Origin of the sequence: Ramlibacter pinisoli (assembly GCF_009758015.1) — a bacterium.
Taxonomy (GTDB): domain Bacteria; phylum Pseudomonadota; class Gammaproteobacteria; order Burkholderiales; family Burkholderiaceae_C; genus Ramlibacter; species Ramlibacter pinisoli.
The window spans coordinates 439,453-454,779 of sequence record NZ_WSEL01000003.1 but is presented as its reverse complement, the minus strand read 5'-3'; the positions used below and the strand labels follow the sequence as shown (position 1 = coordinate 454,779).

Genomic DNA, 15,327 nt, shown 5'->3' with positions numbered 1-15,327 from the left:
GGGCCGCGGCCCCGGCGCCTCAGCGCACGATGCGGCCGTCGGCGGTGATCGACACCAGGTCGACGGTGCGCACCGAATCGCGGACACCGGCGCGCAGGTTGATGCGGAAGCCGCCGACGTCGTAGTCGGTCATCGCGGCCATGGTCTTCTGCAGCGCCGCCCTGTCCACCCGGCCGCTGCGCCGGACGGCTTCGGCCAGCGTCTTGGCCGCGATGTAGCCCTCCAGGCTCTCGTACGAGGGCGTCTGGTCGCTGTTGTCCAGCGCCTGCAGGTATTCCTTGACGATGGGCACGGTGGTGCTGCGCGGCGAGGGCACGACCTGCGACACCACCACGCCGCCGATCTCCTTGCCCAGTGCAGCGAACAGCGGGTCGATGCCGACCACGGAGAAGTTCATGAACGCGCCGGCGTAGCCGGTCTTGCGCATCCTGCGGATGAAGGCGGCCGTGGTGTTGAACAGCGAGACCTGCAGGATGGCCTGCGGCTGCGCATTGGCCAGCGCGGCCACCGCGGCGTCGACCTTGTCGCTGTTGACCGGCACGAAGGCCGACGCCACCAGCGGCGGCATCTTCAGGTCGGCGATCGCCTGGTTGACGGCCGCCAGGCCGGCGCGGCCCATGGCGTCGTCTTCGCCGACCACCGCCAGGCGGTTCTGGCCGAGCGTGGCGCAGTGGCGCACCATCTTGAAGGCCTCGTCGGCGAGGCTGGGGCGCACGTGGAACACCTGCGTCACCGAGGGATCGCGCAGCGCGTCGGAGGCGGCGAGGGGGGCGAACAGCAGTGCGCCTTCCTGGCGGGCGACGGCGGCCGCGGCATCGCCGCTGCCGGTGCCCACGAACCCGAACAGCAGGTCGGCGCCGCCGGCCAGCAGCTTCTTTGCGTTGGCGGCCGCCTTGGCCGGGTCGTAGCCGTCGTCGACCTGCACCAGCTCGAAGCTCCAGGGTGCGGCCGGGCGGGCATTGGCCGCATCGAAGAACAGCTTGGAGCCGCCGGCGAACGCGAGACCGATCTGGTCGGCCGCGCCGGTGAGCGGGACCGACTGGCCCAGCACGATCCGGTTGCGGCCCGGCTTGCCCTGGGCCCTGGCCAGCAGGGGCAGCGTGGCGGATGCGGCGGCGGCGAGGAGCGTGCGACGGTCGAGCAAGGTGGGCTGGCCTCCTGGCGGAGGCAATGGCAGGTTGGGTGCCACCGCGCTCAGGCGGCGGTGCGGGTGAAGACGAGGTCCCAGACGCCGTGCCCCAGCTTGAGGCCGCGGTTCTCGAACTTGGTCAGGGGCCGGTAGTGCGGCCGCGGCGCGTAGTCGGAGGCGGTGTTGCGCAGGGCGGGCTCGTCGCCCAGCACCTGCAGCATCTGCTGGGCGTAGGGTTCCCAGTCGGTGGCGCAGTGGATGTAGCCGCCGGGAGCGAGCCGGTCGGCCAGCGTCGCCACCAGCGGCGGCTGCACCAGGCGGCGCTTGTTGTGGCGCAGCTTGTGCCACGGGTCGGGAAAGAAGATGTGGACCCCCGCCAGGCTGGCCGGCGCGATCATGTGGGCGAGCACCTCCACCGCGTCGTGGGCGACGATGCGGATGTTGGCCAGGTCCTGCTCGCCGATGCGCTTGAGCAGCGCACCGACGCCGGGTTCGTGGACCTCGCAGCACAGGAAGTTGACCTGCGGCATCAGCGCCGCGATGTGCGCCGTGGCCTCGCCCATGCCGAAGCCGATCTCCAGCACCGTGGGCGCCTCGCGGCCGAAGGCGGCGGCGTAGTCGAGCCGCTCGGGCCGGTACGGCACGATGAAGCTCGGCCCGAGTTCCTCCATCGCGCGCGCCTGGCCAGTGGTGGTGCGGCCGGCGCGGCGCACGAAGCTGCGGATGGTGCGGGGGTGCGGCACGCCCTCGGGCGCGCGCGCGTCGTCGGACGGGCCGTGTTCAGTCACCCGCCGATTGTAGAAAGGGCCAGGCCTGCACCCAGCTGGCGACTGCATCGCCGATCGGGCCGGCGTGTGCAGGAAGGCCCAGAACCGATGCGGCGGCGTGGAGCGTGCGCAACGGATCCGACAGGTCCAGCGCCAGGGCGCCGTTCTGCTTCGACAGCTTCTCGCCGTCGGCACCCAGCACCAGCGGCGTGTGCAGGTACGACGGCGCGGCCAGGCCGAGCGCGCGCTGCAGCAGCAGCTGGCGCGGCGTGTTGTCCGCCAGGTCCTCGCCGCGCACGACGTGCGTGATGCCTTGCGCGTCGTCGTCGACCACCACGGCGAGCTGGTAGGCCCACAGGCCGTCGGCCCGGCGCAGCACGAAGTCGCCCACGGCCCGGGCGACGTCCTGCTGCTGCGCGCCCAGGCGCCGGTCGGTCCAGGCGACCATGCCGTCGGCCACGCGCAGGCGCCAGGCGCGCGCGGGCTTGCCGTGCAGGCCGGTGCGGCAGGTGCCCGGATAGGGCGCCTCCTCGCCGCGAATGCGCGGACGGCCCTGCGCCGCCAGCGCCTGCTCGATGTCCTTGCGCGAGCAGCCGCACGGATAGGCGGCGCCGCGTGCCACCAGTGCGTCGAGCGCGGCCTGGTACAGGTCGCCCCGGCGCGACTGCCAGGTCGGCGGCTCGTCGGGGAGCAGCCCGCAGGTGGCCAGCTGCTGCAGGATGGTGGCGTCCGCGCCGGGCACGCAGCGCGGCGTGTCGATGTCCTCGATGCGCACCAGCCACCGGCCGCCGTGCGCGCGGGCGTCGAGCCAGCTGGCCAGTGCGGCGACCAGCGAGCCGGCGTGCAGCGGCCCGGTGGGCGAGGGGGCGAAGCGGCCGCGATACCCGGGGCTCATGCGCTCACCTCGGCCAGGCCGCTGCCAGGGTGCGGGGCTAGTCGGCCAGTGCGGCCAGCGCCAGCTCCAGGCCGGAGACGAAGGCGTTCTCGACGCGGTGGCCCAGGCACCAGTCGCCGCACAGGCCCAGGCCGATCTTCGCGTCCCACAGGTGCGAGCGCCCGAGCGGCGTGCCGGTCTTGGCGTGGCGCCAGCGCTTGACGTCGGCGTGCGCGGGCTGGGCCCGGATGCCGGTGACCTCGGCGAAGGCCTTGAGCAGCTTGGCGCGCACCCGGTCCACGTCGTCGTCGAAATGCTCGGTCGACCAGGCCGGGCTGGCCTGCACGGTCCAGCGCTCGACCGGCCCGCGGCGCGGCTTGGACGACTCGCGCGCCAGCCAGGCGATGCGGTGGTGGGTGCTCAGGGCCGCGTTCCATTGCGGTCCGAGGTGCGGCAGCCCGGGTTGTGCGGCCTGCGGGAAGGCCAGCATCAGCGTCCAGCAGGGCGCAATGTCGATGGCGGCCAGCTTCTCGACGAACAGCGGCGCCAGCCGGCAGCGCTCCAGCAGCGCGGAGGCCCGCGGCGCGGGGATGGCCAGCAGGACGGCGTCGAAGCCGGAGAAGACGTGCACGCTCTCGTCGGCGCCGGAGGTGCGCAGCTGCCAGCGCTGGGCGTCCAGGGCGTCGCGCTCGATGCCGTCCACCGTGGTGCCGAGTTCGACCGCGCCCGCGGCCAGCAGCGGCTGCGCCCACTGCCGCGGCAGGGCGTCCATGGCCGGGGCGCCGACCCAGTGCGCCTCGGTCGTGGGCAGCGAGGCCTCGGCCACCCGCCCGAGCGGATCGAGCACCCGCACGGCGTTGGCGCTCCAGGGCCGGCTCAAGCCGGGCGCGGTGTCGAGGGCGCCCTGGAAGCGCGCATCGCGGACGGTGAAGTACTGCGCGCCGTGGTCGAAGCTGCCGAACGGCGTCTCGCGGCTGGCCATGCGGCCGCCGACCTTCAGCGCCTTCTCGAACACGGTGACACGGTGGCCGGCCTGGACCAGCGTGCGGGCGCAGGCGATGCCGGCGATCCCGGCGCCCACGATGGCGATGTGGCGGGCGGGCGGAGTGGGGCGGGAGGTCGGCATCGCGGGGATTGTGGCATCAGCCCAGCAGCGGTCCCACATGACGCTCCAACAGCGCAGTGCGCGTGGCCGCGCTGTCCAGTTGCTGAAGCCACCATTGCAGGCCCTTGCCCGGGCCGAGCACACCCCCGTCGCGCCAGGCGTAACCCAGGCGGCTCAGCCGGTTGGGCCGCAGCGTGAACTTGGGCACCAGCCGGCCCGTCTGCAGGAACGGCCGTGCCAGCGGTTCGGGCAGGAACCCCACGCCCAGGCCGCGCAGCTGGGCGTCGAGCTTGGCGCGCATGGTCGGCACGGTGAGCACCTCCTGCCCGGCCATCAGTCCCAGCGTGAGGCCGTCGCCGCGCTGGACCGAGTCGGCCACCGCGACCACGCGGTGGCGCTGCAGTTGCTCGTCGGTCACCGGCTCGGGCAGGGCGGCCACCGGGTGGTGCGGCGCCACGGCGAACACGAACGTCAGGTCGCCCAGCGGCCGGCTGCGCACGCCGGCGGTGTTGTTCGGCTCCAGCGTGATGCCCAGTGCCAGGTCGGCCTGGCCGTTGATGACCGTGTCGAGCGTGCCCGAGAGCACCTCGTCGCGCAGGCGCAGCCGCGTGGTCGGCGCCACCTCCAGGAAAGCCTGGGCCAGCTCCATCACGGTCGAGCAGGACACCACGGTGTCGACCGCGACGGTGAGCTGCGACTCCCAGCCGGTGGCGACGCGGCGCACGCGGTTGGCCACCGCGTCCACCTCGCCCAGCAGCCGCTCGCCTTCCCGGAGCAGTTCGGCGCCGGCCTCGGTGAGCCGGGCCTGGCGCGAGGCGCGGTCGAAGAGCAGGGCATCCAGCGCGTCCTCGACCTGGCGCACGCGGTAGGTCACGGCGCTGGGCACCAGGCCGAGCTCGCGCGCGGCGGCCGCGAAACTCCCGGCCCGGGCCACGGTCTGAAGAAGGGCTAGCGCGTCCGGGGTGAGCACGTCGCGCGGGGTGGGGGTGGCCATGGTGCGTTCAATTTTTTTGAATGATGCCATCAAAGCCGGCTGCTGCCCGACCGTGGGGGCTGCGCCTACATTGCCAGTCATCGACCGGCAACCAAGAAAGGACCTCGCCATGTTGACCGTCCGCCGCTCCCAGGATCGAGGCCATGCCAACCACGGCTGGCTGGACTCCCACCACAGCTTCTCGTTCGCCAACTACTACGACCCGCAGCACATGGGCTGGGGCAACCTGCGCGTCATCAACGAGGACCGCATCGCCCCCGGCACCGGCTTCGGCACCCACGGCCACCGCGACATGGAGATCGTGAGCTACGTGCTGCAGGGCAACCTGGCGCACAAGGACAGCATGGGCAACGTCAAGGGCATCCCGCCCGGCGACGTACAGCGCATGAGCGCCGGCACCGGCGTGCAGCACAGCGAGTTCAACCACGCGCCCGAGCAGGTCACGCATTTCCTGCAGATCTGGATCGAGCCCAACGTCACCGGCATCCCGCCCAGCTACGAGCAGAAGAGCTTCACCGACGCCGACAAGCGCGGCCGGCTGCGCCTGGTGGCCTCGCCGGACGGCGCCGAAGGCTCCGTGCAGCTGCATGCCAGCGCGCGCCTGTACGCCGGCCTGTTCGACGGCGCCGAGACGGCCGAGCTGCAGCTGGCGAGTGGCCGCAAAGGCTACGTGCACCTGGTGCGCGGCGAACTCGAAGTCAACGGCCAGCGGCTGCAGTCCGGCGACGCCGTCCTACTCGAGGACGAGACGCGTGTGCAAGTTCGCAACGGCAAGCAGGGCGAAGTTCTGGTTTTCGACCTCGAACCCTGATCCCGGTTTCCGGTTTTCTCTTCCCACCCGAGCCTGAACAAGGAGTTTCATCATGGCTACCCTGACCCACGGCGCCACCGGCGTCGGCATCACCGACTCGTCCGCCACCGCGCAGAACCTCGCCACCCTCATCGGCCGCGTGCTGCTGGCCTGGCTGTTCGTGCCGGCCGGCTTCAGCAAGATCGTCGGCTTCGCCGGCACGGTCGGCTACATCGCCGCCAAGGGCGTTCCCATGCCGGAGGTCTGCGCGGCGATCGCCATCGCGGCCGAGCTGGGCCTGGGCCTGCTGCTGCTGGTCGGCTGGCGCGCACGCTGGGCGGCGCTGGGCCTGGCGGTCTTCGTGGCCGTGATCACGCCGCTGTTCCACAACTTCTGGGCCGTGCCCGAAGCGCAGCGCATGATGCAGCAACAGGCCTTCTGGAAGAACATGGGCGTGCTCGGCGGCCTGCTGTTCGTCTGGGCCTTCGGTCCCGGCCGCTGGAGCCTCGACGGCGCCCGGCGCTGACGCACCGCCGCCTCGCTGCCGCCCGCGGGCGGCAGCGCCCGTCTCCCTCCACCGAACCTGAAGCCCGGATCGTTTGCCGCCCATGCCCTCCATCGCAGTCGTCTACCACTCCGGCTATGGCCACACCCAGCGCCAGGCCCAGGCCGTGGCCGAGGGTGCCGACGCCCGCCTGATCGCCATCGACGCCGATGGCAACCTGCCCGACGGCGGCTGGGAGCTGCTGGCCGAGGCCGACGCCATCATCTTCGGCGCGCCGACCTACATGGGCGGCCCGAGCTGGCAGTTCAAGAAATTCGCCGATGCCTCGTCCAGGCCCTGGTACAGCGGCGCCTGGAAGAACAAGCTGTTCGCCGGCTTCACGAACAGCGCCAGCACGATCGGCGACAAGACCAGCACGCTCAATTACCTGTTCACGCTGGCCATGCAGCACGGCGGCGTGTGGGTCGGCACCGGCATGATGCCGGCCAACAGCAAGGCCGCCACGCGCGCCGACCTCAACTGGCTGGGCGTGTGGTCGGGCGCGGCGTCGGTGTCGCCCTCGGACGCCTCGCCGGCCGAGATGTTCCCCGGCGACCTGAAGTTCGCCACCGAATTCGGCAAGCGCGTGGCCGAGGCGGCCGCGCGCTGGTCACGCAAATAGGAGGACGCACCATGCCTGCTGCGCTGCAGCTGCTCGGCCATGAGAAGGACCTGGGGGGCGGTTTCAAGGTCCGCCGCCTGCTGCCGGCGGCGCGGCGCCGCAGCGTCGGCCCGTTCGTGTTCTTCGACCACTTCGGTCCGGTGACCGAGGAGCCGGGCACCAACCACGACGTGCGGCCGCATCCGCACATCGGCCTGGCTACGCTCTCCTACCTGTTCGAGGGCGCGATGATGCACCGCGACAGCCTGGGCACGGCGCAGCGCATCGAGCCGGGCGCCATCAACTGGATGAGCGCCGGCCGCGGCATCGTGCACTCCGAACGAAAGCCCGACGACCTGCGCCAGCAGCCCTACGTCAACCATGGCTTGCAGCTGTGGGTGGCGTTGCCGGAGGCGGCCGAGGAGTCCGAGGCGTCGTTCGTGCACACACCCGCGGACGCCATCCCGCAGGTGCAGGCCGACGGCGCCCGGGTGCGCGTGCTGGTCGGCGAGGCGTTCGGCGTCCGCTCGCCGGTGCAGCCCGCCTCGCCGACGCTGTACCTCGACGTCGCGCTGCCGGCAGGCGGCCGCTTCGAGTTGCCCGCCCTCGCGCCCGAGCTCGCCGTCTACCCGGTCGCCGGCGAGTTCTCGCTGGACGGCACGGCCGTGCCGGCGCAGCAGATGCTGGTGCTGGAGCCCGGCGCCCCGGTGCGCATCGCCGCCACCGGCCCCGCGCGCTTCGTCGTCGTGGGCGGCGAGCCGCTGGGCCCGCGCTACATGTACTGGAACTTCGTCTCCAGCAGCAAGGACCGCATCCTGCAGGCCAGCGCCGACTGGGAGGCGGGTCGCTTCGCGGGCGTGCCGGGCGACGACGAGTTCATCCCCTTGCCACCGACGCGGTTTTCGCCGCCTGAGCCGATGTCCTGAATTCGACCATCCGGACCCGAAGGACCTTCGGGTACGGATGTCCGCCTGTCATTCCCTCACCGACGCCAGCCCCGCATCCAGCGCCTCGCGCTCGTCGAACACGAAGCAGCGGCCATGGAAATGGGAGCCGCCGGCTTCCTCGAAGTACTTCAGGATGCCGCCTTCCAGCTGCCACACGTGCTGCAGGCCGGCAGCCTGCATGGCCAGCACGGCCTTTTCGCAGCGGATGCCGCCGGTGCAGAAGCTCACCACCGTCTTGCCTTCCAGCTCGGCGCGGTGCGCCTGCAGCGCGGCCGGGAAGTCGCTGAACTTCTGCAGCCGCCAGTCGATGGCCCCGTCGAAGGTGCCGTAGTCGACCTCGAAGGCATTGCGGGTGTCCAGCGTGACCACCGGCCGGCCCTCGTCGTCGTGGCCCTGGTCGAGCCAGCGCCTGGCCTTGGCCGCGTCGACGGCGGGCGCGCGGCCGGCTTGCGGCGCGATGGCGGGCTGGTTCATGCGGATGATCTCGCGCTTGACCTTGACCAGCAGGCGGCGGAACGGCTGGGCGCGCGACCAGCTGCGCTTGGCCTCCAGGGCCTGCAGTCCGGGCTGCCGGCGCACCAGCGCGAGCAGCGCGTCGACCTGCGGCGCGTGGCCGGCCAGGAACAGGTTGATGCCCTCGTGCGCCAGCAGGATGGTGCCCCGCAGGCCCAATGCCGACGCCTCGGCGTGCAGCAGGTCACGCAGGTGTTGCGGCTCGTCCAGCCGGGCGAATCGATAGCCCGACACATTCAACACGGCGTCCATCCGGGAATTCTACGAAGGGCGGCGCCATGGCCCTTCCTACAATCGGAACCATGTTCGTCCACCTGCGCCTGCACACCGAATTTTCCGTCGTCGACGGCACCAACCGCATCGACGACGTCGTGAAGGCCGCGGCCGCCGATGGCCAACCGGCCCTGGCGATCACCGACCTGAACAACCTGTTCGGGGCCATCAAGTTCTACAAGGCCGCGCGCGGCACGGGCGTGAAGCCGCTGGTCGGCGCCGAGCTGCTGCTGCAGGGCGTCGGCACCGACGAGACGGCGCTGTCGCGCGTGCTCGTGCTGGTGCAGAACCGTGTCGGCTACCTGAACCTGTGCGAGCTGCTGGCACGCGCCTGGACCCGCAACGTGGTGCGGGCGCAGGCCGCCTGCAGGTTCGAGTGGCTGCGCGAGCTGGCCGAAGGCCTGATCCTGCTGTCGGGCGCCCAGGCCGGTCCGGTGGGGCAGGCGCTGGCGCAGGGCGACGAGGCGCGCGCCAGCCAGGTGGCGCTGGAGCTGGCGTCGGTCTTCCCGCACCGCTTCTACGTGGAGATCCAGCGCGCCGGCCGGGCCGACGACGAGCGCCACGTGGCGGCGGCGGTGCAGCTGGCGGCCAACCTCAAGCTGCCGGTGGTCGCGACCCACCCGGTGCAGTTCACCGCGCCGGACGACTACGAGTCGCACGAGGCCCGGGTGTGCATCGCCGAGGGCGAGATCCTGGCCAACCAGCGCCGGGTACGCAAGTTCACGCGCGACCAGTGGTTCAAGCCGTCCGCCGACATGGAGGCGCTGTTCGCCGACGTGCCGTCGGCCGTGGCCAACACGCTGGAGATCGCCAAGCGCTGCAACCTGGTGCTGGAGCTGGGCAAGCCGCGCCTGCCCAACTTCCCGACGCCCAACGGCATGCCGATCGACGAGTACTTCCGCTTCGCCTCGCACGAGGGGCTGAAGGAGCGGATGGCACAGCTGTACCCCGACGCGGCTGCGCGCGACAAGCAGATGGCGCGCTACGTCGAGCGCCTCGAGTTCGAGATCGGCACCATCCTCAAGATGGGGTTCCCGGGCTACTTCCTGATCGTGGGCGACTTCATCAACTGGGCCAAGAACAACGGCTGCCCGGTGGGGCCGGGCCGCGGCTCGGGTGCCGGCTCGCTGGTGGCGTACGCGCTCAAGATCACCGACCTCGACCCGCTGCAGTACAACCTGCTGTTCGAGCGCTTCCTGAACCCCGAGCGGGTGTCGATGCCCGACTTCGACATCGACTTCTGCCAGGGCAACCGCGACCGCGTCATCGAGTACGTCAAGGACAAGTACGGCCGCGAGGCGGTCAGCCAGATCGCCACCTTCGGCACCATGGCCGCGCGCGCGGCCATCCGCGACGTCGGCCGCGTGCTGGACATGAGCTACACGTTCTGCGACGGCATCAGCAAGCTCATTCCCAACAAGCCCGGCACCCACATCACCATCGCCGAGGCCATCCAGCAGGAGCCGATCCTGGCCGAGCGCCTGGACAAGGAAGACGAGGTCAAGACCCTGCTGGCCTTCGCGCAGAAGCTCGAGGGCATGACCCGCAACGTCGGCATGCACGCCGGCGGCGTGCTCATCGCCCCGGGCAAGCTCACCGACTTCACGCCGCTGTACCAGCAGCCGGGCAGTGATTCGGCGGTGAGCCAGTACGACAAGGACGACGTCGAGGCCGCCGGCCTGGTGAAGTTCGACTTCCTGGGCCTGGCCACGCTCACCATCCTGGAGATCGCCCGCGAGTTCATCCGCCAGCGCCACGCCAGCCAGAAGGACTTCACCTTCGAGGCCATCCCGCTGGACGATGCGCCCACCTACCGGCTGTTCGCCGACGGCAAGACCGAGGCGGTGTTCCAGTTCGAATCGCGCGGGATGCAGGGCATGCTGCGTGATGCGCGGCCCACCCGGCTGGAGGACCTGATCGCCCTGAACGCGCTGTACCGGCCGGGCCCGATGGACCTGATCCCCAGCTTCGTGGCGCGCAAGCACGGCCGCGAGACCGTGGAGTACCCGCACCCGCTGGTGGCCAACATGCTCTCGGAGACCTACGGGATCATGGTCTACCAGGAGCAGGTGATGCAGACGGCGCAGATCCTGGGCGGCTACTCGCTCGGCGGCGCCGACCTGCTGCGCCGCGCGATGGGCAAGAAGAAGGCCGAGGAGATGGCCCTGCACCGCGAGACGTTCCGCGCCGGTGCGGCCAAGAACGCCATCCCGCAGGAGAAGGCCGACGAGATCTTCGACCTGATGGAGAAGTTCGCGGGCTACGGCTTCAACAAGTCGCACGCCGCCGCCTACTCGCTGCTGGCCTACCACACGGGCTGGCTGAAGGTGCACTACACGGCCGAGTTCTTCTGCGCGAACATGACCGTGGAAATGGACAACACCGACAAGCTGAAGGTGCTGTTCGAGGACGCGGTGAAGAACTTCGGCCTGTCGTTCGAGCCGCCCGACGTCAACCGCGGCGGCTACCGCTTCGAGCCGGTCACCGACAAGGTCATCCGCTACGGCCTGGGGGCCGTCAAGGGCACGGGCCAGCAGGCCATCGAGGCCATCGTCGCGGCGCGCGAAGGCAAGGGGGCCGGCTCGTCCGGGTCCACGTCCGGCCCCTTCACCAGCCTGTACGACTTCTGCGTGCGGGTCGACCGCACCCGCATCAACAAGCGCACGGTGGAAGCCCTGATCAAGGCCGGCGCCTTCGATGCGCTGCAGATGAACCGGGCTGCGCTGGTGGCCTCGATCGACCGCGCGTTCGACTTCGCCAATGCCGCCGAGGCCAACGCCCACCAGGGCGGCCTGTTCGACATGGGCGATTCGCATGCCGCCAGCACGCAGGAGCCGCCGCTGGTGGAGGCCATGCCCTGGGGCGTGAAGGAGCGGCTGACGTTCGAGAAGACGGCGGTGGGCTTCTACCTGTCGGGCCACCTCTTCGACGAGGTGGCGCTGGAGGTGCGGCGCTTCGTGCGCACCAAGGTCGACGACCTGGTCGACAGCCGCGACCAGCAGCTGCTGGCCGGCATCATCACCGACTTCCGCGTCATCAACGGCCAGCGCGGCAAGCTGGCGCTGTTCAAGCTGGACGACAAGAGCGGCACCATCGAGGCCACCGCCGACGAGGCCGTGATCAACGCCCACCGCAACCTGCTCAAGGACGACGAGCTGGTCATCGTGCAGGCCAAGCTGCAGCCGGACCGCTTCACCGGCGGCTTCCGGCTCTCGATCCAGCAGGCCTGGGACCTGGCGACGGCGCGCTGCCGGTTCGGCAAGTTCCTGCGCGTGGCAGTCAACGGCAAGGCACCCGACATCCAACGCCTGGTGCGCGAGTTCCCGGCCCGGCGCGAGCAGACGGAGCAGGGCGACGTGGTGCGCGGGCTGCCGGTGCGGCTGGCGCTGCGGCGCGACGCGGCGACGGCGGAGCTGCAGCTGGGCGAGCAGGCCCGCTTCTTCCCGACCGACGCGGCGCTGGCCAGCTGGATGGCGCAGGCCGACAACGGGGCGGCGCAGATCGTCTACGACTGAGGTGGCGCCCGCGCGGCGCGAGGAGGGGACAGGCATGATCGATCGACTGGATCGCCGGCAGGCGCTGGGCGCCGTGGGCGTGTTGCTGGCCTGCGGGGCCAAGGCCCAGGCGGCTGTAGGCACGGGCGTGCTGCTGCTGCACGGCAAGACAGGTTCCGCGCAGGAGACCGGCTCGCGGCTGCTGAAGTCCAGGCTGGAAGATGCAGGCCTGCTGGTCGTGGCGACGGACATGCCGTGGTCGAAGCGGCGCTACATCGATGGCGACTGGGACCTGGCGATGCAGGAGATGGCCGGCCTGGCGGCCGAGTTGCGCAAGAAGGGCGCCACGCGCATCGTGGCCATGGGGCACAGCATGGGCGTGCCGGCGGCCATGAGCCATGCCGCGCGCGGCGGCGATGTGCAGGCGCTGGTCCTGCTGGCACCAGGGCATGTCCCGCGCGGGTACTACGACAACCCGAGGTTCGTGTCGGTGCGACAGAGCGTGGACGAGGCGCGCGCGATGGTGGCGGCCGGCAAGGGCGACGAGAAGGCCGGCTTCAACGACAACAACCAGGGCCGGACCCTGTCGGTGCGCACCACCGCCAAGGCCTACCTGTCCTACTTCGACCCGACCGGCGACGCCGAGATGGGGAACACGGCGCCGCGCATCCCGGCGACGGTGCCGGTGCTAACGGTGCTGGGCAGCGCGGACAACTTCACCCCTGCCGCCCGGCGCTACTACGTCGACAGACTGCCTGCCAACCCGCTCACCCGCACCATCGAGGTGGGCGGCGACCACTTCAGCGTGCCGGAGGCGGCGCTGCCGCAGGTGCTGGAGTGGATACTGGCGCTGGATGCCGGCAAGTCCTGAACGGCCACTGCCCCGGCCTCGCTAGTCGCGCGGCCGGAACACCAGCACCACTTCCGGCGGCACGCGGCCGTCGACGTCGCGGGGGAACACCTCGGTGCGGGCCAGGGCGCGCAGCACGGCGTCGTCCCAGGACTTCTGGCCGCTCTCCTTGCGGATCTTCGTGCCGACGATGGTGCCGTCGGGCGCCAGCCGCACCAGCACTTCGGCGCTGGGGTTGCCGGAGATGTCGTCGGAGAACACGATGTTGGGCCGGACCTTGGCCCGGATGCGGCCACCGTAGCTGTCCGACGGGCCGGACGAGCGCAGCGCCAGGCCCTCGGAGCCCGGCACGCCGGTGGCGCCGGCCATGCCCTGGATGCGCTTGAGGTTCTCGGCGCGCTGCTTGGCCAGGCGCTCTTCCTGCTCGCGCTTCTCGCGCGCCACGGTCTGCTCGGCGCGCTTGCGCTCTTCGGCGGCCTTCTTCGCCGCCTCCTCCTTGCGCGCCTCCTCCTGCTTGCGCCGGCGGTCGGCCGCCTCGCGCCGCTCCGCCTCCTCGGCGGCGGCCTTGCGGGCCTGCTCCTGCTGGAGGGCCTTTTCCTGCGCCAGGCGCTCCTTCTCGCGCTCGATCGCGATCTCGGCGTCGCGCTGCTGCGGCGGGGTGGGCGCGGGGGGCGGCGGTGGCGGTGGCGTGGTGTCCACCTTGGGGGTGGGCGGTGTCTCGACCGGCTTGGGCGCGGCCTGCTGGACGGCCGCCGACCAGATCTCGGCCTCGACGGCGACCGTGTTGTCGTCGCGCTTCCAGTGGATGCCCCAGCTGAGCGCCAGCACCAGGACCACGTGTGCCAGCAGGGCCAGGGTGACCGACCGAAGCAGCCCGGGCTCGGGCGGCGGCAGGAATTCGGGGCGACCGGCGGCGGCGTGGAACATGGGTATCAGCGGGCCAGTTGCACCGACAGTCCGACGCGCTGCACGCCCGCGCGCTGCAGGGTGTCCATCACGCGCACCACGGTCTCGTATTTCACGTTGCGGTCGGCGCTGATCACGACGGCGGTGGAGCCGGCCGGCTTGCCGGCCTGGGCGGCGAGCACCGCCGCGGCGAGCTCGGCCGGGCCAATCGACTTGGACTGGTCGCCGGCCTTGAGCACCAGCTTCTCGTCCTTGCCGATCACCACCTCGAACTTCTGGTCGGGCTGGCGGTTGGCCTTGCCCACGCTGGGCAGGTCGATGAGGCTGGGCGTGATGAGCGGGGCCGTGACCATGAAGATGATCAGCAGCACCAGCATGACGTCGATGAACGGGACCATGTTGATCTCGTTGATGGTGCGGCGGCCTCGGCCGCGGGCGGCGACGGCGGGCATGTCAGAGCCTCGAGGCGGCAACGGTCGTCGTCATGGTGCCGGAGCTAGAGTTGCGCTGCAGGATGTTGGAGAACTCCTCGATGAAGGTCTCCAGCTTGATGGCCACCCGGTCGATGTCGCGCGCGAAGCGGTTGTAGGCGACGACGGCGGGAATGGCAGCGAACAGGCCGATCGCGGTGGCGACCAGCGCCTCGGCGATGCCGGGAGCCACGGTCGCCAGCGTCACCTGCTGCAGGCTGGCCAGCCCGGTGAACGCATGCATGATCCCCCAGACGGTGCCGAACAGCCCGACGTAGGGCGACACGGAGCCGACCGAGGCCAGGAACGACAGGTGCGACTCGACCGCGTCGACCTCGCGCTGGTAGCTGGCCCGCATGGCGCGGCGGGCGCCGTCGAGCAGGGTGGCGGGGTCCTGGATGCGGCGTTCACGCAGCTTCTGGTACTCGCGCATGCCGCTGGCGAAGATGCGTTCCATGGGGCCGGCGCGCTTGGCGTTCTGGGCCGCCGCCGAAAACAGCTCGTTGAGGCTGGTGCCGGACCAGAAGTCGCGCTCGAACGCATCGTTGAGCGACCGCACGCGCTTGAGGGCGAACAGCTTGCCGAAGATGGCGGCCCAGCTGGCAATGGAAACGCCCACCAGCAGCAGCATGACGAGCTGGACGACCCAGCTGGCTCCCAGTACCAGTTGCAGGATCGACAGGTCTTGGTTCATCGGTTCAGGGTCTCGAGGATCATGGATGGGATTCTGGCAGGCCTCAGCGTGGAAGCGTCGACCCAGCCGATGCGGATGGTTCCTTCGGCGAGGAGCTCGCCGCCGGGCTGGCGCAGGGCTTGCTGCGACAGGGTCAGGGTGGCCCGGCCTGCCTCTTGGAGCGCGGCCGTGACCAGAAGTTCGTCGTCCAGCCGGGCTGGCTGCAGATAACGCAGCGCGGTGTCGGCGACGATGAACATGCCCCCGGTGGTCTCGCGCAGCCGGCGCTGCTCGATGCCCAGCGAGCGCAGCCATTCGGTGCGGGCGCGCTCGAAGAACTTCAGGTAGTTGGCGTAGAAGACGATGCCGCCGGCATCGGTGTCTTCCCAGTAGATGC

Annotated in this window: 16 protein-coding genes; 6 read left to right on the top strand and 10 right to left on the bottom strand. The window is 70.9% G+C overall.

The features are described 5' to 3' along the window. Positions 1-19: 19 nt before the first annotated feature. The 5 genes from GON04_RS03350 to GON04_RS03330 are packed head-to-tail and all read right to left on the bottom strand — an operon-like array spanning position 20 to position 4,869. Positions 20-1,144, bottom strand: coding sequence for an ABC transporter substrate-binding protein (locus GON04_RS03350; protein WP_157396565.1), 1,125 nt, complete (start codon positions 1,142-1,144; stop codon positions 20-22). A 50-nt stretch (positions 1,145-1,194) separates the two neighbouring features. Then, on the bottom strand, positions 1,195-1,917 hold the full coding sequence (gene trmB / locus GON04_RS03345) for a tRNA (guanosine(46)-N7)-methyltransferase TrmB (protein ID WP_338050882.1): 723 nt from the start codon (positions 1,915-1,917) through the stop codon (positions 1,195-1,197). Then, positions 1,910-2,791, bottom strand: a complete 882-nt coding sequence (gene gluQRS / locus GON04_RS03340; protein WP_157396563.1) for a tRNA glutamyl-Q(34) synthetase GluQRS — start codon at positions 2,789-2,791, stop codon at positions 1,910-1,912. The genes trmB and gluQRS overlap by 8 nt, the downstream gene beginning before the upstream one ends. A 37-nt stretch (positions 2,792-2,828) precedes the next feature. Continuing rightward, entirely contained in the window at positions 2,829-3,896 is a 1,068-nt protein-coding gene (locus GON04_RS03335; RefSeq protein WP_157396562.1) for an NAD(P)/FAD-dependent oxidoreductase, read from the bottom strand. Between the two features lie 16 nt (positions 3,897-3,912). Next, positions 3,913-4,869, bottom strand: coding sequence for a LysR family transcriptional regulator (locus GON04_RS03330; RefSeq protein ID WP_157396561.1), 957 nt, complete (start codon positions 4,867-4,869; stop codon positions 3,913-3,915). 109 nt (positions 4,870-4,978) lie between these two features. Between GON04_RS03330 and GON04_RS03325 the strand changes: the two genes are divergently transcribed. From GON04_RS03325 to GON04_RS03310, 4 genes are all read left to right on the top strand, one after another. Then, complete coding sequence (locus tag GON04_RS03325) at positions 4,979-5,680, top strand: pirin family protein (RefSeq protein ID WP_157396560.1); 702 nt, start codon at positions 4,979-4,981, stop codon at positions 5,678-5,680. A gap of 52 nt (positions 5,681-5,732) precedes the next feature. After that, positions 5,733-6,185: a DoxX family protein gene (locus tag GON04_RS03320; protein ID WP_157396559.1), complete on the top strand. Its 453-nt coding sequence runs from the start codon at positions 5,733-5,735 to the stop codon at positions 6,183-6,185. A gap of 82 nt (positions 6,186-6,267) precedes the next feature. Continuing rightward, positions 6,268-6,825: a flavodoxin family protein gene (locus tag GON04_RS03315; protein ID WP_157396558.1), complete on the top strand. Its 558-nt coding sequence runs from the start codon at positions 6,268-6,270 to the stop codon at positions 6,823-6,825. Positions 6,826-6,836: 11 nt separating this feature from the next. Beyond that, positions 6,837-7,730 (top strand): pirin family protein, encoded by an 894-nt coding sequence (locus GON04_RS03310; protein WP_157396557.1) that lies wholly within the window; start codon positions 6,837-6,839, stop codon positions 7,728-7,730. Positions 7,731-7,778: 48 nt separating this feature from the next. On the opposite strand, the gene GON04_RS03305 is transcribed toward GON04_RS03310, so the two are convergent. Continuing rightward, a complete protein-coding gene (locus tag GON04_RS03305; protein ID WP_157396556.1) occupies positions 7,779-8,516 on the bottom strand; it encodes a sulfurtransferase in 738 nt (245 codons plus the stop codon). Between the two features lie 50 nt (positions 8,517-8,566). Between GON04_RS03305 and dnaE the strand changes: the two genes are divergently transcribed. After that, complete coding sequence (dnaE, locus tag GON04_RS03300) at positions 8,567-12,052, top strand: DNA polymerase III subunit alpha (RefSeq protein ID WP_157396555.1); 3,486 nt, start codon at positions 8,567-8,569, stop codon at positions 12,050-12,052. 34 nt (positions 12,053-12,086) lie between these two features. Continuing rightward, a complete protein-coding gene (locus GON04_RS03295; protein ID WP_157396554.1) occupies positions 12,087-12,902 on the top strand; it encodes an alpha/beta hydrolase in 816 nt (271 codons plus the stop codon). A 21-nt stretch (positions 12,903-12,923) separates the two neighbouring features. On the opposite strand, the gene tolA is transcribed toward GON04_RS03295, so the two are convergent. Genes tolA through GON04_RS03275 form a run of 4 tightly spaced genes read right to left on the bottom strand, consistent with a single transcriptional unit; the run spans position 12,924 to position 15,325 of the window. Continuing rightward, positions 12,924-13,808 carry a cell envelope integrity protein TolA gene (gene tolA / locus GON04_RS03290; protein ID WP_157396553.1) on the bottom strand — a complete coding sequence of 295 codons (885 nt, stop codon included), beginning with the start codon at positions 13,806-13,808 and terminating at the stop codon, positions 12,924-12,926. A gap of 5 nt (positions 13,809-13,813) precedes the next feature. Continuing rightward, on the bottom strand, positions 13,814-14,239 hold the full coding sequence (locus GON04_RS03285) for a biopolymer transporter ExbD (RefSeq protein WP_157396552.1): 426 nt from the start codon (positions 14,237-14,239) through the stop codon (positions 13,814-13,816). A gap of 1 nt (position 14,240) precedes the next feature. Further along, positions 14,241-14,951, bottom strand: coding sequence for a protein TolQ (gene tolQ / locus GON04_RS03280; protein WP_157396551.1), 711 nt, complete (start codon positions 14,949-14,951; stop codon positions 14,241-14,243). Beyond that, positions 14,948-15,325: a YbgC/FadM family acyl-CoA thioesterase gene (locus tag GON04_RS03275; protein ID WP_370530050.1), complete on the bottom strand. Its 378-nt coding sequence runs from the start codon at positions 15,323-15,325 to the stop codon at positions 14,948-14,950. Before GON04_RS03275 ends, tolQ begins: the two co-directional genes overlap by 4 nt. Positions 15,326-15,327: the final 2 nt, after the last annotated feature.